This is a genomic window from Arenibacter antarcticus, assembly GCF_041320605.1.
GTDB classification, from domain to species: domain Bacteria; phylum Bacteroidota; class Bacteroidia; order Flavobacteriales; family Flavobacteriaceae; genus Arenibacter; species Arenibacter antarcticus.
Genome location: NZ_CP166679.1, coordinates 841,040 through 863,834, shown reverse-complemented (window position 1 = coordinate 863,834; position 22,795 = coordinate 841,040). Strand labels below are relative to the sequence as shown.

General features: G+C 37.9%; 23 protein-coding genes and 1 tRNA gene. 16 read left to right on the top strand and 8 right to left on the bottom strand.

All coding sequences use genetic code 11. The annotated features are described in order from the left end of the window. Position 1 precedes the first annotated feature (1 nt). The 12 genes from KCTC52924_RS03660 (at position 2) to KCTC52924_RS03605 (ending at position 10,173) form a co-directional block, all read left to right on the top strand. Positions 2 to 1,144 (top strand): lipopolysaccharide assembly protein LapB, encoded by a 1,143-nt coding sequence (locus KCTC52924_RS03660; RefSeq protein ID WP_251806466.1) that lies wholly within the window; start codon positions 2 to 4, stop codon positions 1,142 to 1,144. A gap of 43 nt (positions 1,145 to 1,187) precedes the next feature. After that, on the top strand, positions 1,188 to 1,664 hold the full coding sequence (locus KCTC52924_RS03655) for a hypothetical protein (protein ID WP_251806467.1): 477 nt from the start codon (positions 1,188 to 1,190) through the stop codon (positions 1,662 to 1,664). 12 nt (positions 1,665 to 1,676) lie between these two features. Next, the gene (gene ruvC / locus KCTC52924_RS03650) at positions 1,677 to 2,306 is read left to right on the top strand and encodes a crossover junction endodeoxyribonuclease RuvC (protein WP_251806468.1); all 630 of its coding nucleotides are present in this window, start codon (positions 1,677 to 1,679) and stop codon (positions 2,304 to 2,306) included. A 5-nt stretch (positions 2,307 to 2,311) separates the two neighbouring features. Further along, a complete protein-coding gene (gene hemW, locus KCTC52924_RS03645) occupies positions 2,312 to 3,478 on the top strand; it encodes a radical SAM family heme chaperone HemW (protein WP_251806469.1) in 1,167 nt (388 codons plus the stop codon). 385 nt (positions 3,479 to 3,863) lie between these two features. Continuing rightward, a complete protein-coding gene (locus KCTC52924_RS03640; protein WP_251806470.1) occupies positions 3,864 to 4,613 on the top strand; it encodes a cyclase family protein in 750 nt (249 codons plus the stop codon). Positions 4,614 to 4,625: 12 nt separating this feature from the next. Then, positions 4,626 to 4,985 carry a DUF4260 domain-containing protein gene (locus KCTC52924_RS03635; RefSeq protein WP_251806471.1) on the top strand — a complete coding sequence of 120 codons (360 nt, stop codon included), beginning with the start codon at positions 4,626 to 4,628 and terminating at the stop codon, positions 4,983 to 4,985. Beyond that, positions 4,978 to 5,598: a DUF4230 domain-containing protein gene (locus KCTC52924_RS03630; RefSeq protein ID WP_251806472.1), complete on the top strand. Its 621-nt coding sequence runs from the start codon at positions 4,978 to 4,980 to the stop codon at positions 5,596 to 5,598. The genes KCTC52924_RS03635 and KCTC52924_RS03630 overlap by 8 nt, the downstream gene beginning before the upstream one ends. Positions 5,599 to 5,804: 206 nt before the next feature. Continuing rightward, entirely contained in the window at positions 5,805 to 6,197 is a 393-nt protein-coding gene (locus KCTC52924_RS03625; RefSeq protein WP_251806473.1) for a Dabb family protein, read from the top strand. A gap of 78 nt (positions 6,198 to 6,275) precedes the next feature. Then, a complete protein-coding gene (locus tag KCTC52924_RS03620) occupies positions 6,276 to 6,632 on the top strand; it encodes an MmcQ/YjbR family DNA-binding protein (RefSeq protein ID WP_251806474.1) in 357 nt (118 codons plus the stop codon). A gap of 36 nt (positions 6,633 to 6,668) precedes the next feature. After that, the gene (locus tag KCTC52924_RS03615) at positions 6,669 to 8,441 is read left to right on the top strand and encodes a MutS-related protein (RefSeq protein ID WP_251806475.1); all 1,773 of its coding nucleotides are present in this window, start codon (positions 6,669 to 6,671) and stop codon (positions 8,439 to 8,441) included. An 82-nt stretch (positions 8,442 to 8,523) separates the two neighbouring features. Beyond that, positions 8,524 to 9,525: a metal-dependent hydrolase gene (locus KCTC52924_RS03610; protein WP_251806476.1), complete on the top strand. Its 1,002-nt coding sequence runs from the start codon at positions 8,524 to 8,526 to the stop codon at positions 9,523 to 9,525. A gap of 27 nt (positions 9,526 to 9,552) precedes the next feature. Continuing rightward, complete coding sequence (locus tag KCTC52924_RS03605; RefSeq protein WP_251806477.1) at positions 9,553 to 10,173, top strand: DUF998 domain-containing protein; 621 nt, start codon at positions 9,553 to 9,555, stop codon at positions 10,171 to 10,173. On the opposite strand, the gene KCTC52924_RS03600 is transcribed toward KCTC52924_RS03605, so the two are convergent. After that, positions 10,168 to 11,268 (bottom strand): DUF4407 domain-containing protein, encoded by a 1,101-nt coding sequence (locus KCTC52924_RS03600; RefSeq protein ID WP_251806478.1) that lies wholly within the window; start codon positions 11,266 to 11,268, stop codon positions 10,168 to 10,170. The genes KCTC52924_RS03605 and KCTC52924_RS03600 overlap by 6 nt on opposite strands. Before the next feature lie 304 nt (positions 11,269 to 11,572). On the opposite strand from KCTC52924_RS03600, the gene KCTC52924_RS03595 reads away from it, so the two are divergent. Further along, the gene (locus tag KCTC52924_RS03595) at positions 11,573 to 11,992 is read left to right on the top strand and encodes a CBS domain-containing protein (protein WP_251806479.1); all 420 of its coding nucleotides are present in this window, start codon (positions 11,573 to 11,575) and stop codon (positions 11,990 to 11,992) included. A gap of 130 nt (positions 11,993 to 12,122) precedes the next feature. Here KCTC52924_RS03595 and KCTC52924_RS03590 read toward each other — a convergent pair whose 3' ends face one another. The 3 genes from KCTC52924_RS03590 to KCTC52924_RS03580 form a co-directional block, all read right to left on the bottom strand. Then, positions 12,123 to 14,012: a M56 family metallopeptidase gene (locus KCTC52924_RS03590; RefSeq protein WP_251806480.1), complete on the bottom strand. Its 1,890-nt coding sequence runs from the start codon at positions 14,010 to 14,012 to the stop codon at positions 12,123 to 12,125. A gap of 8 nt (positions 14,013 to 14,020) precedes the next feature. Then, positions 14,021 to 14,386 carry a BlaI/MecI/CopY family transcriptional regulator gene (locus KCTC52924_RS03585; RefSeq protein WP_251806481.1) on the bottom strand — a complete coding sequence of 122 codons (366 nt, stop codon included), beginning with the start codon at positions 14,384 to 14,386 and terminating at the stop codon, positions 14,021 to 14,023. Positions 14,387 to 14,726: 340 nt separating this feature from the next. Next, entirely contained in the window at positions 14,727 to 16,115 is a 1,389-nt protein-coding gene (locus KCTC52924_RS03580; RefSeq protein WP_251806482.1) for a dipeptidase, read from the bottom strand. Positions 16,116 to 16,225: 110 nt separating this feature from the next. Between KCTC52924_RS03580 and KCTC52924_RS03575 the strand changes: the two genes are divergently transcribed. Next, positions 16,226 to 16,307: transfer RNA gene (locus tag KCTC52924_RS03575), tRNA-Leu, on the top strand. Positions 16,308 to 16,534: 227 nt separating this feature from the next. On the opposite strand, the gene KCTC52924_RS03570 is transcribed toward KCTC52924_RS03575, so the two are convergent. Both KCTC52924_RS03570 and KCTC52924_RS03565 read right to left on the bottom strand, forming a co-directional pair. Next, positions 16,535 to 17,389 carry a recombinase family protein gene (locus tag KCTC52924_RS03570; protein ID WP_251806483.1) on the bottom strand — a complete coding sequence of 285 codons (855 nt, stop codon included), beginning with the start codon at positions 17,387 to 17,389 and terminating at the stop codon, positions 16,535 to 16,537. 336 nt (positions 17,390 to 17,725) lie between these two features. After that, entirely contained in the window at positions 17,726 to 18,358 is a 633-nt protein-coding gene (locus tag KCTC52924_RS03565; protein ID WP_251808799.1) for a TetR/AcrR family transcriptional regulator, read from the bottom strand. 234 nt (positions 18,359 to 18,592) lie between these two features. On the opposite strand from KCTC52924_RS03565, the gene KCTC52924_RS03560 reads away from it, so the two are divergent. After that, the gene (locus KCTC52924_RS03560; RefSeq protein WP_251808800.1) at positions 18,593 to 19,228 is read left to right on the top strand and encodes a hypothetical protein; all 636 of its coding nucleotides are present in this window, start codon (positions 18,593 to 18,595) and stop codon (positions 19,226 to 19,228) included. An 88-nt stretch (positions 19,229 to 19,316) separates the two neighbouring features. Continuing rightward, entirely contained in the window at positions 19,317 to 19,934 is a 618-nt protein-coding gene (locus tag KCTC52924_RS03555) for a hypothetical protein (RefSeq protein WP_251808801.1), read from the top strand. Positions 19,935 to 20,620: 686 nt separating this feature from the next. Here the strand turns inward: KCTC52924_RS03555 and KCTC52924_RS03550 are convergent. Both KCTC52924_RS03550 and KCTC52924_RS03545 read right to left on the bottom strand, forming a co-directional pair. Further along, the gene (locus KCTC52924_RS03550; protein WP_251808802.1) at positions 20,621 to 21,124 is read right to left on the bottom strand and encodes a hypothetical protein; all 504 of its coding nucleotides are present in this window, start codon (positions 21,122 to 21,124) and stop codon (positions 20,621 to 20,623) included. 359 nt (positions 21,125 to 21,483) lie between these two features. Next, on the bottom strand, positions 21,484 to 22,089 hold the full coding sequence (locus KCTC52924_RS03545; RefSeq protein ID WP_251808803.1) for an outer membrane beta-barrel protein: 606 nt from the start codon (positions 22,087 to 22,089) through the stop codon (positions 21,484 to 21,486). Positions 22,090 to 22,795 lie beyond the last annotated feature (706 nt).

Genomic DNA, 22,795 nt, shown 5'->3' with positions numbered 1-22,795 from the left:
ATTGAAAAAGCTAGTTCTAATTTGTGTGTTAGCTATCCTTGGAAATAAGGGAGTTGCCCAAACCACTTCCAATACTATTGCCGATAGTCTTTTTGCAACAGCGAACTATACCTTGGCCATAAATGAATATGCCAAACAAGGGTCGCCCAACGCGCAATTGCAAATTGCACGGGCCTACAATGCCATTGGGAATTTTGACAAGGCCTTGGCACAGTATATAAGTTTGGTACAAAGCAACCAATCCTTGGAACTGGCGAAATATGAGTTGGGGAGATTGTATCTTAAGCTGAAACATTACACCCCTGCTCAGGCGGTATTTTCTCAGTTGATTAAAAAAAATGATCAGAATCCAGAGTATTTTCATTATCTGGGAGAGTCCTTAAAGGAGTTAGATCACTTTCCGGAGAGTATTACCGCTTATAAGCAATCCGTAAAAATTGACAGTACCCATTTGCGAAGCCTGTTTCAATTGGGGAAATATTACGTAATGCAAAGAGAGCGGGACTCCGTATTGAAATATGTGGACAAAGGACTTCATTTCTATGGAAACGATGTAAGTTTGATCAACCTGAAGGCACTGGCCTATTATAATGACCACTACTTATGGCAAGCCATTCCTTTGTTTGAAAGATTGGTAGAATTGGGAGAGGATAAGGAGTATATTCATGAAAGAATGGGGCATGCCTATTTAATAATGCATAGGTATACCGAAGCAAAAGACGCCTATTTTAAGCTACTAGGGTTCGATGAAGAAAATCCAAAGGCATTATATGGGGTGGGAACTTCCTTCTGGAAATTGCAGGAATTGGATAGTGCCATAACGTACATTCAAAAATCCATAGAAGTACAAAAAGTGACGCTGGACAAGGAATATAATGCTTTAGCCCGATTAGCAGTGGAGCAAAACGATATAAAATTGGCTATAGGTTATTATATAAAAGCCTATCAGGAAAATTATGATGGCTATCTATATAAATATGAAATATGTTTATTGTCGGACCTATACTACAAGAATCCCAAACAGTCCTTAAAATGCTATAGGGAGTATCAACAGAAGTTTGGACACCAAAAAGACTATTTCTCCGAATTTGCTTCTAAAAGAATATCTGAAATAAAGGAGGAAATTCATATGAATACCCACTAAATTGATCAAATTATCGTAATTTCCGCCCTAGAATATGGCATTCATGAGGAAAGTTGTGGTTTTGGCTTGTATTTGTCTTTTTACCTCTTGTGATTGGTTTACTTCTAAAGAAGGAAAAACCCAAGAATTGGTGCATGAGGAAATGCAGAATATAAATTTTAATGAGGTAGACCGTTATCCAATGTTTTCTGATTGTGATGAAATGGTTTCTAAAGAGGAACAAAAAAAATGTTTTGAGAATACCTTGCTCATGCATTTTTCAATGACCTTGCAAGACTTCGATTTTGTAATCGAAACCGAGGTGAAAGATACCATATTCGTCGATTTTATGATGGATAGAAATGGAGCTATTTCCGTATTGGGGATTCGGAAAAACGCTAATATAGATGATCAAATGCCCGAATTTAATGACATTATAACACAGAGCCTTAAGAGTATGCCTAAAATACAGCCCGCTCTAAAACGAGGCATTCCAGTAAGTGCCAAATTCCGCATTCCTATTGTACTCAATAGTAATTAATACATAGCTTTTTTGAAACACGAAAAAATTATATTGGGGATCGACCCCGGAACCACTATCATGGGGTTCGGTCTAATAAAAGTGGTGAACAAGAAAATGGAGTTTCTTCAGATGAACGAATTGCTCTTGCAAAAATACAGCGACCCCTATACCAAGCTGAAACTTATTTTTGAACGCACCATAGAATTGATAGATACCTACCACCCAGATGAGATTGCTATAGAGGCTCCTTTTTTTGGAAAGAACGTACAATCCATGTTGAAATTGGGTCGTGCACAAGGTGTAGCTATGGCCGCGGGATTATCTCGTGAAATTCCCATTACCGAATACCTGCCTAAAAAGATAAAAATGGCCATTACCGGAAACGGAAATGCCAGTAAGGAACAGGTGGCCAAAATGCTACAGAGTGTCCTTGGACTAAAATCGCTCCCAAAAAATCTGGACAGCACCGACGGACTTGCCGCAGCAGTATGCCACTTTTATAACGAAGGCCGTATAGAAGTGGGCAAAGGTTATAGCGGATGGGATGCTTTTGTGAAGCAAAATAGCCCCCCAGCCCCCAAAGGGGGAGGGCAGGCCTCCGGTTCCCAAAAGGGAATCAATAAAGCAGACATTATTGATCTTAGAAAAAAGAAAAGCTAATTATTATGAATAGTCAAGAAAGCTCCCCCTTTGGGGGCGGGGGGGGCTTGTATATCCATATCCCTTTCTGCAAACAGGCATGTCACTATTGCGATTTTCATTTCTCCACCAATATGGGGAAGAAGGAGGCTATGGTTTTGGCCTTGATACGGGAACTGGAAATGAGAAAAACCGAATTTTCCAACGAAGAGGTGCGTACCATTTATTTTGGAGGTGGTACCCCATCAGTTTTGGAAGCCTCGGAAATAGACCGGATATTGGCTGCGGTCCATCAACATTACACGGTAATTGAAGCGCCGGAAATTACCCTGGAGGCAAATCCCGATGACTTATCTGCGAGTAAAATAAAAGAACTGGCCAGTACCTCCATCAATAGACTAAGTATTGGTATTCAATCATTTTTTGGGGAAGATCTAAAATTGATGAATAGGGCCCACAATGCAAAAGAAGCGGAGGAGTGCATTGCCTTGGCAAGAACCTATTTTGATGATATCTCCATCGACTTAATTTATGGTGTTCCCGGGATGACCAATGAACGCTGGATGGCCAACATAGAAAAGGCATTATCCTTTAACATCCCCCATATTTCTAGTTATGCGCTTACTGTGGAGCCCAAAACTGCCTTGAAAGTGTTTATAGATAAAGGGATTATAGCGCCGGTAGATGATGAGCTGGCCGAAGCGCACTACCGTATTTTAGTAGAAAAGCTTACAACAGCTGGATATATCAACTATGAGTTCTCCAATTTTGGGAAAAAGAATTATTTTTCGCAGAACAATACTGCTTATTGGCAAGGAAAAAAATATATAGGGATAGGACCTTCCGCCCATTCCTATGATAGGACCCGAAGAGGTTGGAATATAAATAACAATGCGAAGTATATTAAGGCCATTTCTCAAAATACCCTGCCTATGGAGACCGAAGTGTTGTCTAAAACCGATCGTTATAACGAATGTATAATGACCGGACTACGTACCATTTGGGGAGTTTCCTTGACGCAGGTGAAAGTCGATTTTGGCCTAGACTTTTATGCCCATTTATTAAAACAAGTAGCGCAAAAAATAAAAGAGGGACTGTTGATTATAGAAGATGATCACCTTTTGGTAGCACCAAAAGGTAAATTTTTAAGCGACGGAATTGCGGCAGATCTATTTATAGTTAACTTGTCCTGAACTTGATTCAGGGCATAAGCTCCAATTACGGCAGAAGGTTAGGTCTATATTTTAAGCAATTCAACAAGAACCTTATTGTATTTAGGTGCAACTAAAGACCTTCATTAACGCTTAATGCTTCACGAACTTGGCGGGACTTCAGTTTTTACAAAGAAATACCATCTCAAATAGTTGATGTATTTTGAGGAATTTTAAATTTTAACCGAGGCCTTTAAGAGGAAATGGCAATTAAAAAATTGGTATAAAGAGTGGAAATGGAATTTGGTCAAGGAAATGAATCCGGAGTTAATGGATTTAAGAACTCAATTTAGCCAGGAATTATAATAAGTTGGAATATACTCTAGCGTAGAAACTGAAATTAGAAACTGAAATAAGTTCAGCATACATGAAGACAATTATAAAACACAACACAATAAAATATTCAATAGACCTTAGCAAGCCCTTGGATATATCCATTCCGATTACTGGTGGTAATACCAATGTAAATTCATGGTATTTACCGCCTCCGAAAATAGAGCCACATAGTGAGGGTAAATTTATTGGAAAGGTTTCTCAGGGAGGTTCTACCAATTTTAATGATATTTATTTTAATCCCCATTCGCATGGTACACATACGGAATGTGTGGGGCATATTACCGAAGAATTCCAATCTGTGAACCAAAGTTTGTCCAAATTTTTCTTTATGGCCGAAGTGATCACCATTGCCCCGGAGAAAATTGGGGACGATTTTGTAATTTCTAAAAAGCAATTACAGTATGCCTTGGGAAATAAAAATAGAGAAGCCGTAATTATAAGGACCCTTCCCAATTTAAGTGAAAAGAAGTCCCGACAGTACTCCCATACCAATCCGCCGTATATGTTGGAAGATGCCGCTAAATTATTATTGGATAAGGGGGTAGAGCACCTGTTGATAGACCTTCCTTCGGTGGATAAGGAAAAGGATGAAGGCAATTTATTGGCTCATAAGGCATTTTGGGACTATGATGGGAAAGTCCGATTGAATGCCACGATTACAGAGCTGATCTTTGTGGCAAATTCCATTTTGGATGGGAAATACTTTTTAAACCTTCAAGTGGCCCCTTTTGAAAATGATGCAAGTCCCAGTAGGCCGGTTTTGTACAAGATTGAAGAATAAAAATGGATATATATGAGGTCCCTGTTAAAAGTGGAAGAATTGTTAATGTTCTTATTGGGAGTATATTTTTTTAGTCTACTGGACTATAGCTGGTGGTGGTTTTTTGGGTTGATATTAACCCCTGATATTGGGATGTTAGGCTATTTGATGGGGAATAAAGCGGGTGCATTAGGGTACAATGTCTTTCATCATAAGGGATTAGCCATCGCAATTTATTTAATAGGGATTTATCTTTCCTTACCTTTGTTCCAGCTTATCGGTATAATTTTATTTTCCCACGCCTCTATGGATAGGATCTTTGGTTATGGGTTAAAATATAAAAAGGGGTTTAAATACACCCATTTAGGTGAAATAGGCAATAAAAATGAATGAAATTTTAGAACTTTTTTTAGGTCTTATCTTAGGAGCCATCTCCATGTACTGGGTGTTTTCCTTATTTCGAAAAAAGCGGAACAAGGAACTTACGGAACATCAGTCTATCATTTTATTGGATAAGATTAAGAGCGTTTGTAAGCTGATTACTGTGGAGGGTGATTTTGCAGAAATATATCGTTATGAAAATACTAGGGAGCATTTTCTAAGTTTGGTAAGTAGTAAAAAGAAAGCCTTAATTGTCATTAATGCTAAAGTGCATATAGGGTTCGACCTTAAAAAACTGCGTCTACATGCGGATAATGAGAAGAAAAAAATATTTCTGACGAATTTCCCTGAACCCGAAATATTGTCTATTTCCCCCGACCTTCAATTTTACGATATAAAAAACGGGCTGTTCAATGTCTTTACCCCCTCGGACCTCACCTCTCTTAACGTAGAGGCTAAGAAACACATTGAAGAAAAGATACCCGCAAGTGGATTAATGGACACCGCTAATAGGGAAGCATTGGAAGCGGTACTCTTGATCGAGAGTATTGTAGAGACCATTGGCTGGAAATTGGATTATAGTAGTTTGGAATTGAGCGATAAAAGAAAACGGATTTTAAATTAATAAGGCAGTGGTGATCCGCTTACTATAGAAAGGAATCTATAGAATGTGCATGTCCCACTACTAGCAGCAAGCACGAATGAAGATATGCGAACCTAACTGCCGTAAGAAGGATTGCACGCCTGTACTGGAGTTTGCCTATCGCAATTAGGTTCATTCGCCGGTAGGCAGTCGAAGTATGACCCTTAGAAAACAATAAATTACTATATATGAAAGGCATTTTTTTTGGACTATTATTTTTAACGATAACCCTTGTCAACGGGCAAACAGATGAAAAAATGAAGCAATTTGATTCCAATTTTGTACATACCGTGTTTTTTTGGTTAAAAAACCCTAATAACACTAACGAAAGAAAGGCGTTTGAGACTTCTCTCAAAAAATTTCTTGACCATTCCCAATATGCCAACACCAAATTTATTGGCGTTCCTCCAAAGGCATCCCGAGACGTGGTAGACGGATCGTTTACCTACTCTTTGGTAGTGACCTTTGAATCTTCGGAAGCACAGGAGAAGTATCAGACCGAGGAACCCCATTTATTATTTATTGAAGAATCTAGCGAACTTTGGACCAAGGTGGTCGTTTATGATTCCAAAGGTATTTAACAAATCTTGTAAGCGCGTTGGCAAGGGGTAGGGTAGCATACTTATGTAGTGATGTTAGCCACCAAATTAGATTTAAAAATGAACGTAGAGGAATTTAGAGAGTATTGCATCAGCAAAAAAGGGGTCACTGAAGAGTTCCCTTTTAACGCTGTAACCCTGGTGTTTAAGGTGGTAGGGAAAATGTTTGCCCTTACCTCTCTGGAGCAGCTTCCTTTTAGTGCCAATTTAAAGTGCGACCCGGAAAAGGCCATTGAATTAAGAGAAATCCATGACGGGATTATAATTCCAGGTTATCATATGAGCAAAGTTCATTGGAATACCTGCTATTTGGAAAACTTGTCGCCAGTATTAGTGAGGGAATTAATAGACCATTCTTATGATTTGGTAGTGGCCAAACTCACCAAAAAATTGCAAGCCCAACTTAGGGACCAGTAAGGTGCCTGTAACAATCAGTATTATTTAATTCCCTATATGGATCAATTAGTATCGTTTTATAATAAAAGAATAGCAACACAAAAGGAGTTGCTGCAGAAGGTTAAGAACCAACTTTTAACCTCTAGTATTTTAAGGTTGTCGGTTTTTTTATTGGGAAGTTTTGGGGTGTTTTTCTTTTTAGGAAATACCAAGCTGGTACTAGGTATTATCATTGTTACCATTGCCATCTTTCTTTATCTCGTAGGAAAGCATACCGACCTACAGTATAAAAGGGATAGGATTTTGGCTTTGATTACTATAAACGAAACCGAAATTCAAGTATTGAACCGCAACTTTCACCATCTGCCAGATGGTTTGGAATATAGGGATGATAGTCACTATTTCGCCCAGGACATCGATTTATTTGGGAAAGGTTCTTTTTATCAGTATAGTAATCGGACCGCTTTACCACACGGGAGCGACCTTATTGTAGCACTATTTCTATCGAATAGTATCGATGGAATATCATCCAAACAAGAAGCAGTTAAGGAACTCTCACAAATGCCCGATTGGCGACAGGATTTTTCTGCTGTTGCTACTCTGGTAAAGGCCGATGCCACCACAAAAACCATTGCCTCTTGGCTGAAGGGATACAGTACTTATGTGCCTAAGGTGATGCGATGGATACCGAATATATTTTCGCTGATTTCAATAGTATTCCTTGACGGTTATTTCCTGGGCTTACTTCCCGGGTATCCTATTTTTATTCTATTATTCGCAGGGCTATTGCTCAGTGGTATTTATCTAAAGAAAACAAGTAAACTGGCCTCTGATGCCAATAGGGTACAAAGTACTTTTCAGCAATATCAAAGACTAGTATTAAAGATAGAGGAGGTCCAGTTTAATGCCGTCATTTTAAAAAGGAAAAGAAACACTGTGCTTTCTCAGGACCAAGCAGCCTCAAATTTATTAAAACAGTTTTCAGCCATCCTGGGTGCGCTAGATCAACGTAATAATATGATCTTCGGATTTTTAGGGAACGGATTTTTCCTATGGGACCTTCGTCAAGGGTATAAATTGGAGCAATGGATCGCCCAACACGGTTCTAAAGTGGAGCAGTGGTTTAATACGATTGCCTTTTTTGATGCGTATAACAGCATGGGGAATTTTGCCTATAACCATCCAGGGTATACCTACCCACAATTGGTGGATAGTGAGACAGTATTAAAATCGACCAAGGCATCACATCCATTGTTGGATCCTAAAAAAGCGGTACCCAATGATATCGATATACTAAGAGAACAGTTTTTTATTATCACTGGGGCCAATATGGCGGGGAAAAGTACTTTTTTACGGACTGTATCCCTACAGATTGTAATGGCCAATATGGGGCTTCCACTTTGTGCTGATGAGGTGCAATACAATCCTATAAAACTCATCACAAGCATGCGGACCACCGACTCCCTTACCGATGATGAATCCTACTTTTTCTCGGAATTAAAGCGGTTAAAATTCATTGTAGATGAGATTAAAACAGACAATTATTTTATTGTACTCGATGAAATCTTGAAAGGGACCAACAGTCTAGATAAGGCCATTGGCTCTAGAAAATTTGTAGAGAAATTGGTGGGTTCCAAATCTACTGGTATCATTGCTACCCACGATTTAAGTTTGTGTGAAGCTTCAGCAGATCTACCACAAATTAGGAACCACTATTTTGATGCAGAAATAATTGATAATGAACTGCACTTCGATTATACTTTTAAAGATGGGGTGTGCCAAAATATGAATGCTTCCTTCTTACTTAAAAAAATGGAAATTGTTGAATAATGGTAGCCCACTTTAATTGAGGGAAGGTAAGGCGCTAGGACAGATAATAGCTAGTTTTGCTTTGATGATTATAAGATTTTAAATGGATTCACTTACACAGATAGTACTAGGTGCCGCGGTTGGAGAAGCGGTCTTAGGCAGAAAAGTCGGAAATAAGGCCATGCTTTACGGAGCTATTGCCGGTACCATCCCCGATTTAGATATTTTAGCAAATTATTTTACTGATACCGTAACGGCTATAGAATGGCACAGGGGATTTAGTCATTCTATCTTCTTTTCCCTACTGTTTGCTCCTGTTTTTGGATGGATGATTCATGCGCTGGAGAGAAAGCAACCTGCTACTTGGAAAGATTGGACCCGACTTATGTTTTGGGGGTTGTTTACACATCCTATTCTTGATGCTTTTACCACTTGGGGGACACAAATATTTTGGCCGTTTAATTATAAAGTGGCCTTTCAGAGCATATTTGTAATAGATCCCCTGTATACTATCCCTTTTTTGGTGTTTCTTGTTTTGGCCATGATGCAAAAGCGCGAATCACCAAAACGTGCTCGTTATAATAGGTTGGGATTAATAGTAAGTACGGCGTATTTGGGAGTTACCCTATTGTTAAAAGGAGTTGCGTACATAAAAATCACCCAAGGTTTGGAGGATCAGGGAATCGACTATCAGAAAATGGCAGTAAGACCATCACCTTTTAATACCATTCTTTGGTCTGCCAATATTGATGTAGGGGATGCCTATTTGATCGGAAATTATTCTTTTTTCGACCAGCAGCCCATTCAGTTCAGTCGATATCCCAAAAATCACCAATTACTGGGGGATTTGGCAGCAAATGATAAAGTACTTCGGTTAGAGAATATTACGGGGGGTTGGTTTACTATTGTAGAGAACAATGGTGAGCTCTTCTTTAATGACCTTCGCTTTGGCCTGATGAGTTTGGAGACAGAGGAGGAGCGTTTTGCCTTTAACTATAAGCTAATCCCTACCAAAGGGGATTTGATAGTAGAAGAGACTCCCAAACTGCAAAGAGATGCAAAGCGACTCCTATCTGCCTTATGGGTAAGGATATGGGGAATTTAAGGATACTGATATTAAATGGGTCTTCGGATGACATATCAACCTAATAAAATAAAAAAGTGGATCTTTTGGTTCGCAGTAGCCGGGGTTCTTTTGTTTGTGATGGCCACGGTTTTAGGCGGGGTTTTTATGGATGGATACAGTCATGTCCGGCAATTAATCAGCGAATCATACGCCAATGGTACCGAATATGGACCTCTTCTTAGGTGGGCAGGATACATTCCCAGTGGTATATTAATCACTCTTTTTGCCTTTCTCGCGCCACTTGTGTTACCAAAGTCGAGGTTGGTAGCCTTAGGGTTTTGGGGAGTCGGTATTTTTTATGGGATAGGAACTATTATGGTAGCATTTTTCCCCTGTGATACAGGATGCAATCCTGAATTTATAGATCCATCCATCTCCCAAATTGTCCATACTGTTATAGGGGGGCTTACCTATATCACGGTTCCATTGAGCCTACTATTGGTGGGGTTGGGTTCTAGCTCCAAAATGCGCATCATTTCCTTGGCCAGCGGAGTCCTAGCATATTGTTTTGTTGTGCTGTTGTTTAAGGATCCAACGGGTCCTTATATTGGGGTGTATCAAAGGGTAGCAGAGGCTTGTATCCTATCCTGGTTGTTGTTCGTGGCTTTTTATATAAAGAAGTTATAAGCTTTTTATCTGAACTTCATGAAAGGCATTGGCCTGTAGTTTTAATAACTCTTCTGCTTTCCGTTTTTTGTAGTTGTAGATTTCCTCCTCCTCGGCGAGGTCACTGTATATTTTATGGTTTATAGTGGTATCTGTTTCCAGTACTTTTTCCCGTTGTCTTAGCTTTTGGACCACCCAGGTCCTAACCGCGCTTTCCTCGTCTTCCAATTTGTAATCATAGGATCCTTTTGGGGATATTAATTTTGCAATAATTGGAGCGGTTTCTATGGCTAGAAACAATAGAAATATAAAAAAAGAGGGTATCCATGGCAATTTATCCAATGCGGTTATCCGTGCCATTAGGCCATCAAAACCGTCGATAATAGGCTGTGTATGGGTTACCTGATCTGTATATTCCAGATCTAAAGCCGCAATCTCCGCCTCTAGGGTGGCTATTTTATCCGTATTGCTTTGCTTTAAGGTCTGTAGTTCAGTTAAGGCAACATCGTGCTTATCCCGTTTTTCTTTGTATACCGGACCTTTTCCTAGGAGTTTTGTTCCTGCCGCGCCTTCGGCTTCAGAAATATAGGTGTCATAAAGGGCATTTGTTTGGGCTTCTTTATCGGCGATCTCATTTTTCAGTCCTAAAATAGCGGTGTTTATTTCATCAATTTTCGGGGAGTATTGGGTAGCAATCTGCTGTTTGTTGGTGAGGGTCATTTCATTTTTTTCCTCTAGGATAACTTGATTGATTTCTTTTTCAAAAATTTTCATTTCCAATGGTTTGGAGATGACAATGGCAATAATTACAGCTAATAGGATACGTGGGGTGGCCTGTAAGAATTCACTTTTAAAACTGCTGCTCTTTTTTATGGTAGAGACAATAAATCGGTCTAGGTTAAAAATAAGCAAGCCCCAAATAAGCCCGAAGAAAATGGCGGTATACATATTGTCGAAGACGGTGAATAGGGCGTAGGCACTGGCTATAAACGCCATAACGGCTGTAAAGAATACGGTAGCGCCAATACCGGCGTATTTGTTCCGCTCCCCTTTGGAACAAGTTTTAAGGATGTCTGCATCTGCCCCAGAGCAGAGAATAAAGAATTTTTGTAACATAACGTTCTGATTTTTTGATTGATGATGATTGTCAAATACTTTCGGTAATAGCGGTGTAAGTGTTGTCTAACATAGCTTTTCGTGGAAAGATCCGATACCAGTTAGAACGTAATGATGGGAGAAATGTTACATAAAAACCCTTAAAATTTTGAAATTAGATCGATATGATTAAGGAGTTAATACACTTTCTATATTTTAAAGGATGTCATAAAACATTCCCTATTTAGCTGATTTTTATCATGTGTTTTGTTTCTATAGTTAATGACCTTTAAGTAATTAAAATAATGGGCTAAAAAGAAGAGAAATGAAAAAAAGAGAGCTAGTATCAAAAATAATGTCGACCAATTTAATCACGATAAATCACGCTAACACCTTAGTGGAGGCAGAGCAATTGTTCAAAAAATATAAAATTCGCCATATTCCCGTAGTAAGTAATAAGAAGATAGTTGGGATATTAAGTTTAACGGATTTATTGCGGATAAGTTTTGTGGATACCTATGGGGAGGACGATTCCGATGTAGACACTGCTATCTATAACATGTTGAGTATAGAGCAGGTGATGGTGAATAATCCTGTGCATGTATCTTCTAACAAAACGATTAAGGAAGTAGCGGAAATTTTAGCTAAGCAGGAGTTTCATGCCTTACCCGTGGTTGATGATGGGGACTTGGTTGGGATTGTAACCACTACGGATTTATTGAATTACTTGTTGGATCAATATTAATGCGTAGGAGTTAACCATAAAACCCATAAATAAACATCTTTTATTTATGGGTTTTAAGGTTATTGACAAAGCCAAAATGGCTTCAAGATGGGTCAGGAGCAGTTCTTGGAACACTTATTTAGCAATATGATTATTGTTTAATTTTGGGATGATTTTTTTCCCCTTGGTCTTTGGTTGCCGAGGGAGGTGTTGGTTTCATAAGGTCTTCTTTTATCGCTAGCACTACATAGCTGTCATATAAGACCATGGTTTCTTCGTACAGAGCTTCTAGATTGAAAAGAGTGCCCTCTTTCTTTTTCATATATGCGCCAACCGCTTTACCATAAGTATTGGCTTTTTCGTCAAAATTCTTAAAAGCATCTAGTAAGGCTTTGGAATGTTTTTTTTGGTCGGGAATATTGTAAGGTGGTGGCGGTGGAGGTAGGGACTCTTGGTCTTCTATAATTTCTATGACTTCAATTATTTTATCATCCGCTGTCTTTTTAGTTTTGATGATGCCAGGATTTCCTTTTTCATAAGCCTGAATCGTTCTTTCATAAATTTCACGCTCTGCTTTTGGGGCTGTGGGAGGTATTGGTGGGGGTGGTGGTAGTTTTGAATTCTTCATAACCTTAGGTGCCGGAGCCGGAGCTGGACATTCGGGAAAGGGTTGGGCGTTTTTCTTTTGGGCATCACTCATGCGGTTATAGATATATTCTAAACGCTTTAAATCTTTACCTTTTACAACCCGTTCATTTATAGGCTGTGCATTGTGTTTTTTAGCAAGGGTGTTGAATTCCTTGATTTCATTTTTGGTAACTTCCTCTTGGTTTTGATATTTTATAACCTCCTTGATGTCAATTGTCGCTACACCGTAGTCCAATAAGATGGCTTCAACTTTTTTAATGATATCGTCTGGTGTTTTTTTCTCTACCTGAATTAAGGCTTTGACGATTTGACTTCTTTGTTCTTTGGTCAGCTTTTGGTTATAATTTAACAAGTGGGATTTTAAGTCGTCAATCTTAACCAAATCATCCTTGACCAATAGTTGTCCATATTTATTTATGGATATCAAAATTTCTTGTTCTGGGATATTTTGGATCTTAGATTCATAAAATATTTCCTGATCTGTTTTCTTTTCTTTTAAATGATCAGGAAGTATAATTTCATTCTCGACCTTCTTTATTTGGAGAATTTCTTTCGTACTAAAACTATAAAGTAAAAGAGTTATTAATGGAATGAGTAATAAATTTTTTAGCCAGATGGCTTTTCTTGAGGTTTGTGTTTTCATGATAACGATTCGTTTTTTGATTGATGAATAATGAATGGCATTTGCCAATGTTGGTGCTATAGCATTTGATGAGAATGCCAGTACTAGATTTTGATAGACAGGAATTACTGCTCCTTTGTTCAACACGGCCTGGTCTGCCAGAAACTCGTGGTTTAGTTTTACCAGGTGTTTTGCCCAATAGATAAGCGGGTGAAACCAGAAAATTATTTGAAGCAGTTCTAGCAGCAGTATGTCCATGCTGTGTTTTTGTCTTGCATGAGTCTCCTCGTGCCAAAATACTTCCTGTGGTATCTTATAGGTTCTATAGTTTTTTAGGTTGAAAAAGAGGTAGCTAAAAAAGGTATGTGGTGCAATTTGTTCTTTTACGAGCACGTGCTGCAATTTTCCGGATCGCTGCTTAGGATTGTTGCGGATACTACTGATTATTGTTTTTAGGTTTAGGAGGAATTTAGTTGCGAAAGCTACTACGCCTAAGCAATAGATGCCCCATCCTATAAACGATAGAATATTGGTTTCCTCTGGTGATGTGAACTGTTGATGGAAATTTGGATTTGTAATTGTTTGATGGGATAAAGGCTGCGCTACCACGGTTACATATTCGGTAAACGTAATTAGTGGGATTCCTAGGGCGATGACAAATACTGCCAAAAGATAGTATCTTTTAAAATGATGGATATGTACCTTCTCCAATACCAATATATAGAATAGGAGTAGCGCCAGAAGGCAAATGCTAAATTTTAGAAGATACATCCACATGACTATTTGTTTTTGAGTTCGGTATCTATCAAGTTCCTTAATTCTTCCAATTCTGATTTGCTTAGGTCGGTTTCCTGGGTGAAAAAAGAAGCAAATTGGGAGGCGCTATTGTTGAAAAAGTTTTTTATGAGTCCGTTTAAATGTTTGGAGAAATAGTCTTTCTTTTTTACGAGCGGAAAATATTCCCGTGCATTTCCCAAGAGGTTATAGCCTACAAAGCCTTTATCCGTCATTCGCTTTAATAATGTAGCAACGGTAGTGGTGGCAGGTTTTGGTTCTGGATAGGCTTCTAATAAATCTTTCATAAAAGCTTTATCCAGCTTCCAGAGATGGTTCATTAATTCCTCTTCTGATTTTGATAGCTTCATGGGAACTGAATTTGTTAGTGTTCTACAAACATAGAACAATAATTTAAATTCTACAAGTGTAGAGGTAATTTTTTTGATTTTGTTCAATTCTTCTGCTTTGCACTTTTGAGTGTTTTGGGGGTCATAGTTTCAACCCCTACCGTCCCGTCCCCCTTATCAGGGTGCGGTCCACCTTTCCCCTTCTTAGGGGAAGGAGCTCTTGTTTTTTGCTTATTGTCTAATCTATACTCATCTCAATACTCACTACTTTGTACTCAATACTATCTCAGCGGAAAGAGCGACCCGATAGGGGGACGCCCATAAAAAAAAATCCGCTCTAAAAAGAACGGATTGTAAAAAGTTATTTGGAAAGCTCTGTAAAGTATTTATAAAAATACGGGATGGTTTCTATTCCCTTCAGGTAGTTCCATACCCCAAAGTGTTCGTTGGGTGAGTGTATGGCATCGCTGTCCAGACCAAAGCCCATAAGGATGGTTTTGCTGTTCAGCTCTTTTTCAAACAGTGATACGATGGGGATGCTGCCGCCACTACGTTGTGGGATAGGGGTTTTCCCAAAGGTAGTTTCGTAGGCTTTTTCGGCTGCCTTATACGCGTCATTGTCTATTGGGGTAACATAGCCCTGGCCGCCATGATGTGGACTCACCTTAACGGTGACTCCTGCTGGGGCTAGATTTTCGAAATGGGTTTTAAAGAGTTGAGTGATTTCTTCCCATTCTTGGTGAGGCACCAAGCGCATGGAAATCTTGGCGTAGGCCGTACTGGCGATCACCGTTTTGGCTCCTGCTCCAATATAGCCGCCCCAAATGCCATTAACGTCCAGAGTTGGCCTGATGGAGTTGCGCTCATTGGTAGTATATCCTTTTTCGCCATACACATCCTTAATATCCAATGCCTTCTTATAATTCTCTAAATTAAAGGGTGCTTTGGCCATGGCGTTGCGTTCTTCTTGGGAAAGCTCTTCTACTTTGTCGTAAAATCCAGGGATGGTAATATGGTTATTCTCATCGTGCAGGGAGGCGATCATTTTGGTGAGCACATTAATAGGGTTGGCCACGGCGCCACCGTATAGACCGGAGTGCAGATCGCGATTGGGACCTGTAACGGCTACTTCTACATAGCTAAGCCCGCGTAATCCGGTAGTTATGGAAGGTACGTCTTTGGCAATCATTCCGGTATCTGAGATAAGGATAATATCATTGGAAAGTTTTTCTTTGTTATTGGCGACAAATTCGCCCAAATTTTCACTTCCTACTTCCTCTTCCCCTTCTATCATAAACTTTACGTTACAGGGCAATTGGTTGGTCCTAACCATAAACTCCATAGCCTTTACATGCATGTACATCTGCCCTTTGTCATCACAGGCTCCCCTGGCAAAAATGGCGCCTTCGGGATGGACGTCGGTATTTTTGATGACAGGTTCAAAAGGAGGGGAGTCCCATAGATCTATGGGATCTGCGGGCTGTACATCATAATGTCCATAAACCAATACGGTGGGCAAGGTCGGATCTATTATTTTCTCCCCGTACACAATAGGGTAGCCTTTGGTTTCGCAAATCTCTACGGTGTCGCAGCCAGCCTCTAAAAGAGCGGATTTTACCGCATCGGCGGTATTTAAAACATCCTGTGAAAAAGCAGGGTCTGCGCTTACGGAAGGCATTTTTAGGAGCTCTATCAGTTCGTTGATAAATCGGTCCTTGTTTTTGTTGAGGTACTCTGTTAATTGTTGCATTATAATTATGTATAAACGATAAAAATACAAAAAAGAACTTTTTATTGCATAAGTATTTCAGAATTGAAAAATTGCTTTATATTTGCATCCCGATAATAATCGGAAATAATGCAGGCGTGGTGGAATTGGTAGACACGCTAGACTTAGGATCTAGTGCCGTGAGGTGTGAGAGTTCGAGTCTCTCCGCCTGTACAAAGGGAAAGCCGACTTTTAGGAGTCGGCTTTTTTCGTTTAGGTACAACATAGGTACAACATTTTGGGGTTTAGAGAGATCATGACGGTTCTGGAGTTTTAAATACTATGCAAAAAGTAGGGCTATTCAATGCATTAGGAAAAAGTTGTAATTTTTTTCCAAAAAAATACAAGTATTGATCAGCATATGAGAAGGGCCCGGTCTGTATCCTGAAAGAATCGTATTCTTATTTAAACCTTTTGTATTCGTTTTTAAATTCTAAAAAAAGAGGGTGGATTCTTCCAGCGATACTTTTTATTTCTAAGTATTTGAAAATCTCTTTTTCGGATTTAGTAGGAAACTTTCCATCACTTACCATTTCCCTTGCTAAATCTCCAATTGGTGTATCCAATTTACAACGGTCATTAATAAACTTGAAAACCTTTTTGTTGTGAGTTTTACAAAAGGCACCATCAACTGGTTGCTTTTGGTCCCATAGGATACTTCTGCAGATGGCACAATTCCTTCGGCCTCTATATGCTAAATATTTATATAGGGTCCGTTTGGAGCGCACTTCAATTAATTTCATGATATCCTCAACCGATAAATCGTATTTCCGGTAATAATTTTCAGCAAGTATAGCCTTGTTTATTGCTTCATCGCCAAGTCCCGGTTTTCTTCCTAGTCTAATACCCTTCCGTCTTGAACTTTCAAGCCCTGCCCTAGTTCTCTCAATGATAAGATCCCGTTCAAATTGTGCAAAGGCAGCAAATATGGCAAATATAAATTTCCCATGAGGGGACTTTGTATCAATAAAAGGCTCCTGAATACTTTTAAAATTGATGCCCTTATCATTAAAGTCTTCCATTAACTTTATTAGATGGGTAAGACTTCTGGCCACGCGATCCATTTTCCAGACAATTAAAGTATCTCCCTCTCTTAATCTTGGTAGTAATTCATCAAGACCTTTTCTCTCGGCCTTTACTCCTGAAACTATATCTGAGAAAATATTCTTACGGAGAACCTTCGCTTTTAATAGAGCATCAACTTGTAAATCCAATTTTTGTGTTTTGGAACTAACTCTTACATATCCAAAATCCATCTTGGGCATTTAAAGGTTAAAAGTGTAAACTAATTAAAGATACGGGAAAAATAAACTATGTTTATTCTGAGCATCAGAAAAGTACTTGACTTTTATTACTGTAGATCATATGGTCGTTTAAATATACTTTGCTGGTTCTGTAAAAAGTGTATTACCGGAACTAGGGGTATGAAGCCCAACTATTTAAAAAACCAGAAATGGGACACTCCGCCCAAAAATTGGTTGAGTTGGATAAACCGTCTAGTAAAATGGCTGTTTTACCAGACAATTTATGGTACTTAACCCCATTCTAGATGTTTCTGGAAGGAGGTGGCCAGACCCCCTTTTTAATGCAAATCAATTATTATAAGCATTTTCTAATATTAAACTTATGGCATTTTTAATCCTTTCCATTCCCTCAGGTTGGTTAATATCAATTTCGCAGAATGTGGTGTCGGTCGATTTGGCGTGCAAGACCATATAATAGATGCCAGCTACCAAAAGTGCTGTTACTGCTCTTATATCAATATTTTTGCCCTGAAGCTCTACATCGGTCAGTTTAAAAACCTCTGATCCTAGATGTTCCCTATCCTCACAAACTTCATACATTATCTTCGTTTTTTTACTGATTTCCCATAAGATGAGTTTTTGCATTTCTGGATTATTGAAAAAATAATCTAGTTGGTTTTGAATCATGTAGTCCAATATGTATTTTGTGTCCTTACCTTTATTGGCCGCAATCATATCCACGGTGTTTCCAGAAGCTGAAATCCAATAGTCTTTTTGCCGAACATAAGTTTCCACCAAGTCATCCACAGAATCGAAATATATAGTAATCAAGCGGCGACTTAGCCCGGCCGCTTTTGCTATATTCGTGGCCGACAACCCTATGTAACCTTTGGTTTTAAGTACCTTACCAACAGCATTTATAAGCTTTTTTTTAGATCGTTCCTTATCATTAATTTCTCCTTGGTACCTTTTTTTTGCCATAGTAAACCTTTATGTCAAACTTATGTAATTTTTATAATTAATAAAGAGATATCGATGTAATTTAGTAAGGATAGACACTGGAACAATCATAAAATTCAAACCATCAAAATTTAATTTTCCCGTTATTGGGAAAATTGATATACATTTGTATATCAATTAAAATTTAAAGTCATGAAAAGGAATTTCACCAAAATCAATCTATTCTCTAAACTAATTTTATTAGTCTTTTCTGTATTGTTTTTATTTTCCTGTATAAAGGATGATTCCTTTCCACAGATTGAGAACATTACGAAGGGAAAAAAATGGACCCTGGAAATTGGTAGTTCCCCTTTAGAAGTTTACAAACAACTTCAAAAAATAAGCGTTGAAAAAAACATTCATAGTGTAAATATAAATTACAAAAAACCATATTCGAAACCGGAAGAAATACGAAGTGATATTTCATTGTACAATGCAATCACCCTAGAAACAACAACAGGAGTTTTAGAAAGGGTATTAATCCAATTTGATCAAAATAAAGTAACCTCGATAGAAAAAGGAGGGGGCATGCTGGATCCTATTCAAAATTGGCCAGAAGATCAACCAAGTGATATTTCTATCAATATTAATGACCCACTTGATAGTATAATGGGAAAATTAATTGCCATATATCAAATACCAATGTATCAAGATCTTCAAATTGTTCTCCCTCCTAAATCGTTAGAAAAACCATATGACCCGGATATGAAAAATTATGATGAATGGTTTTTTACATTTTTTGAGAATATATCTTCATCAAAAGATGGAAGAAACTCGGTTACGCTATTTTTTAAAAATAATAAATTAATCAAAATTAGGAACCAATATGACGAGTTTGAAATTGTAAATTAAATTCCGTAGGTAATTAAAAATAAAGACCCTTGTTTACTAGACACAAACCCGTTGCCATTCATTCTAAAAAAAACATTAAATTGAAAAAATGAACTTAACTAAAATATGTATTACATTATTTTTATCCATTGGTTTTATATCGTGTAGTGACGACGATACTCTAATTGATAATGAGCAAAGATTAAAATCTTTTGAATTAATTAATATACAATGGAAGCTAAACCTAACCGATGGGCAAAGTATAGTAGAAGAAAAAATTCCAGAATTACATTTTAGGAATGATTCCGAAACACCTATGGAGGTAGTTATTGAACCCCTTAAGGATGTGCAAGGCAGTTCATTATTCAGATTTAATGACTCAATAGCCTTCTCAAAACTTAATTATGAGGAAGTTCAGGTTTCTATTACAAAAGAGTTGAGTCTATTATCTGAGCGCTACAGTTACCTAGTAGGCGGTGTTGAAGTGCCTTTAACACAAGAAGAAACATATTTTCCATTTTCTTATTATTTTGAAAATGCCCTTATGCTTAACCCAAGAAGTACGTTAACATCAAATTACACTGTTTTTCTCAGGAAAAATAAGGCTAGTTTTTTAGCGACCTTCAGGGAAATCAATAATGGGGAAATATTAGAATTGGACGGTACTTGGACGGGTTTGTTCTTCAATAATTTAACAGGGGAATCTGTAGTAGACAATATTGATTAATCAGGCTAATATAAGTTCTTTTAAACCAAATTAACACCAACAATATTAGTATTATAAATGATATTTCAATAGTTCCGACTTGGGGAATCCGAAGAATTTTAGGAAAACATTTTACCTATGAAACTGGAATCGGGATAGGATATAGATATGTATTTGCCAAACAAACTGGATACGTAGAAAATGATAGTGAAGCAGCACCTAAGCTAATTTACATTTGCGAATAGGATATAGGTTTTAATTGATTTAGAGGCCGTATCGCCCCCTTTTACTTTGTCCCATGTTTTTTATATTTCCGGATCAATTTTTTGGCCCCAGACAATAATGCCGTATTTGAATTGGTGTTTACCTTCAGGATAAATTTATTGGACCGGGTTCAGAATGCATTAACCTGTTCAACACTTTTTGCATAGACACTGGACGAAGATATTTCTATTAACGTCCGTCCCAATTCTTAAAATCAGTTTGAATATTGTCTGTAAGTTTTTAAGTGAAACATTTATTCTCCTAATGCCTGGTGTTGGCAAATTTCAACTTAAAGGGGCTCTATTAGAATAGTAGTTATGGTTTTATGAAATGTGTACGCACTTAATACACATGCAGGATAATAGTTTAATTAGGCATTCCTTTGTTAGAAAATATTTCAGATTATTAATGCTATAAGAAACAGTTTTTATTCCTGGCATTAACTAAAATTTCGCCCGTAATGAAAATTTAGCTGGCTTTGCCCTGTTTCCGAACGTCTCTAATGCGGCCTTATTAGTATGGATAGGATAGCCCAGCTCCAACAATAGACTGGGATTTACTTCATAGCCCAAGCCAACATTTAAATTGACCCTCATGAGCTCATGTTCACCTGTTACCTGTTTGATTTGAAATTTAGATTCTGGCCCTACATAGAAATGAAGGTTCTTTTTAACTTTCCATTTCGCTAAAAACGATGAATTTGTTTCCTCATGCGATCCGAATTTCTCATAGAAATGTTGTAACTGCACCATCAATCTTTCTGAGATTTTATAATCTATTTTGAGGTTTTTGAACACTTCTCCGTTCACCCCTTCGGGATAGCTTAAGCCCGAAAAGGAGAGCCGTTGGGAAGACTTTAACTCAATACCACTTTTCTCAATAAACTCCTGGCTAACTCCGCTCAAGGAAAACATAACAAAAAACAGGTATACCAAATACTCTTTCATGTGCAGGGTAAGTCTTATGTTAGTTAAATGTACGAAATAACCTTGCACTTTTGATTATCACAGTTTTTATAGCTTCTGCTCCAGAATAAATCATTTTTCCGATATCCCACAATACGAACCTTTCAAGGAATAAAACACCAATCCACTAAGGTTGGCTTGAACCTTAGGTTTATTTAGACACTCCAAAAATCGACAATTGTTTACTTCAAGTCCCGTTTAACAAACTCAATTAGTTCCTTAAAAGGTGAAGTAACGAAACTACTTTAAGTGACCGTAAATGGGACCATTATATCTTAGCCCTCAATTAAATTTATTTTGCACCATCAAACGGCCGTTTTAAAGGATACCTTTTTACGATTTTAAAACCTAAAGCCGAAACCTAACTTTAAAAGACCCAAATTTTGATTTTTATTTAATTGAGAATTATCTGGACGAACATTCAATCGGATATAATCATATTGGGCTTGAATGTAAAACCTATTATTAACATCATAAGAAAGCCCTAAATTAATATTAACCCCCCCATCTGATTCTGTCCCAGATACGATTGCTTCATCTGGGGTCTCTGCAAAATTGCCAATGGTGCCATCAAACTTAGATCTCACTACGGTGTATCCTAAACCAACACTAGGATGTAGCCTTTTCATAGTAGGCAATTTAAACTCTGCAAAAACTCTTGGTTGTATAAATAGGTTCGTTTCGTCAAAATCTATACCATTCTCAGTAGCCGAATTGATATTGTCATGAAAAATTCCAGCACTGATCCCTGCTCCGAAAGTAACAATATCTAAATCAACAAAACGATACTTCAACCCTAAATCGATAATGCCAGGATTGTCATTACCAAGTTCATCACCAACAGAAATAGGGTAATTAGCTTCAACACTCCATTTATAATTTAAGTCTTGGGCTATTAAATTGATTGAAAAAAATAATACGGGGATTAGGAGTAATTTGTACTTCATGTGTAACTTTTTATTTGGTTAATTAAAGTCTAAATGTAGGATATATCCTAACCTTAAATCCATAAGAATAAGTTAAGAATAGTACAATAATGTGTTAAGGACTATTTTCCAAACTCCCTTCTAACTTTTCAGCAATGATTCTCTTTATTCTTGATTTTAATCCAGGAATACGTGGGCTTTCCAGAACATTATTGGCAATCGATAATTTATTGAATTAAAAAATAGAGTCCTACTTAAGCCCACGTCTATGCATTCTTTCAAAAGATCCCCAAATCGTTTACTTCAAGGGTGAATTGCTGGAACTATTAAAGAAAGGCAAATGGAACCGTAATAAAAAAATTGAAAAGCCATTACACTTAGCTCTATAAAATGAACTTTTGAAGAAACAAATCTCCAATCCTTTAGAGTTTACTAAACCCCAGGTTTATTTAGACTTTAGGTTGTAATTATTCTTATAATATATACCAAGCCTCTGCGGGAGTCGGGTCATCCTTCAGTTTTAATCTTTCCCCTGCCCACACTTTACATCGATCCGACTAGTAAGGTTTGTGGAGGGCGTCTTTCCCGACACCCTCGGAGCCGCACCAAAGCACAAGGGGAGAAAAACCCCTTGCCCTTTTTCTCCCTAGCTATGAAATCATGTCCATTGGATCGCTTTTTTCACTTTTTCAAACAAATAGAAAGACCAGATAAACTGTTGGACTGT

Coding starts and splice junctions, on each gene's coding strand:
- KCTC52924_RS03655 (WP_251806467.1), top strand. CDS start 1,188: ATGAGGAAAGTTGTGGTTTTGGCTTGTATTTGTCTTTTTACCTCTTGT.
- hemW (WP_251806469.1), top strand. CDS start 2,312: ATGAATAGTCAAGAAAGCTCCCCCTTTGGGGGCGGGGGGGGCTTGTAT.
- KCTC52924_RS03640 (WP_251806470.1), top strand. CDS start 3,864: ATGAAGACAATTATAAAACACAACACAATAAAATATTCAATAGACCTT.
- KCTC52924_RS03635 (WP_251806471.1), top strand. CDS start 4,626: ATGAGGTCCCTGTTAAAAGTGGAAGAATTGTTAATGTTCTTATTGGGA.
- KCTC52924_RS03630 (WP_251806472.1), top strand. CDS start 4,978: ATGAATGAAATTTTAGAACTTTTTTTAGGTCTTATCTTAGGAGCCATC.
- KCTC52924_RS03625 (WP_251806473.1), top strand. CDS start 5,805: ATGAAAGGCATTTTTTTTGGACTATTATTTTTAACGATAACCCTTGTC.
- KCTC52924_RS03620 (WP_251806474.1), top strand. CDS start 6,276: ATGAACGTAGAGGAATTTAGAGAGTATTGCATCAGCAAAAAAGGGGTC.
- KCTC52924_RS03615 (WP_251806475.1), top strand. CDS start 6,669: ATGGATCAATTAGTATCGTTTTATAATAAAAGAATAGCAACACAAAAG.
- KCTC52924_RS03610 (WP_251806476.1), top strand. CDS start 8,524: ATGGATTCACTTACACAGATAGTACTAGGTGCCGCGGTTGGAGAAGCG.
- KCTC52924_RS03605 (WP_251806477.1), top strand. CDS start 9,553: ATGACATATCAACCTAATAAAATAAAAAAGTGGATCTTTTGGTTCGCA.
- KCTC52924_RS03600 (WP_251806478.1), bottom strand. CDS start 11,268: ATGTTACAAAAATTCTTTATTCTCTGCTCTGGGGCAGATGCAGACATC.
- KCTC52924_RS03595 (WP_251806479.1), top strand. CDS start 11,573: ATGAAAAAAAGAGAGCTAGTATCAAAAATAATGTCGACCAATTTAATC.
- KCTC52924_RS03590 (WP_251806480.1), bottom strand. CDS start 14,012: ATGTATCTTCTAAAATTTAGCATTTGCCTTCTGGCGCTACTCCTATTC.
- KCTC52924_RS03585 (WP_251806481.1), bottom strand. CDS start 14,386: ATGAAGCTATCAAAATCAGAAGAGGAATTAATGAACCATCTCTGGAAG.
- KCTC52924_RS03580 (WP_251806482.1), bottom strand. CDS start 16,115: ATGCAACAATTAACAGAGTACCTCAACAAAAACAAGGACCGATTTATC.
- KCTC52924_RS03570 (WP_251806483.1), bottom strand. CDS start 17,389: ATGGATTTTGGATATGTAAGAGTTAGTTCCAAAACACAAAAATTGGAT.
- KCTC52924_RS03565 (WP_251808799.1), bottom strand. CDS start 18,358: ATGGCAAAAAAAAGGTACCAAGGAGAAATTAATGATAAGGAACGATCT.
- KCTC52924_RS03555 (WP_251808801.1), top strand. CDS start 19,317: ATGAACTTAACTAAAATATGTATTACATTATTTTTATCCATTGGTTTT.
- KCTC52924_RS03550 (WP_251808802.1), bottom strand. CDS start 21,124: ATGAAAGAGTATTTGGTATACCTGTTTTTTGTTATGTTTTCCTTGAGC.
- KCTC52924_RS03545 (WP_251808803.1), bottom strand. CDS start 22,089: ATGAAGTACAAATTACTCCTAATCCCCGTATTATTTTTTTCAATCAAT.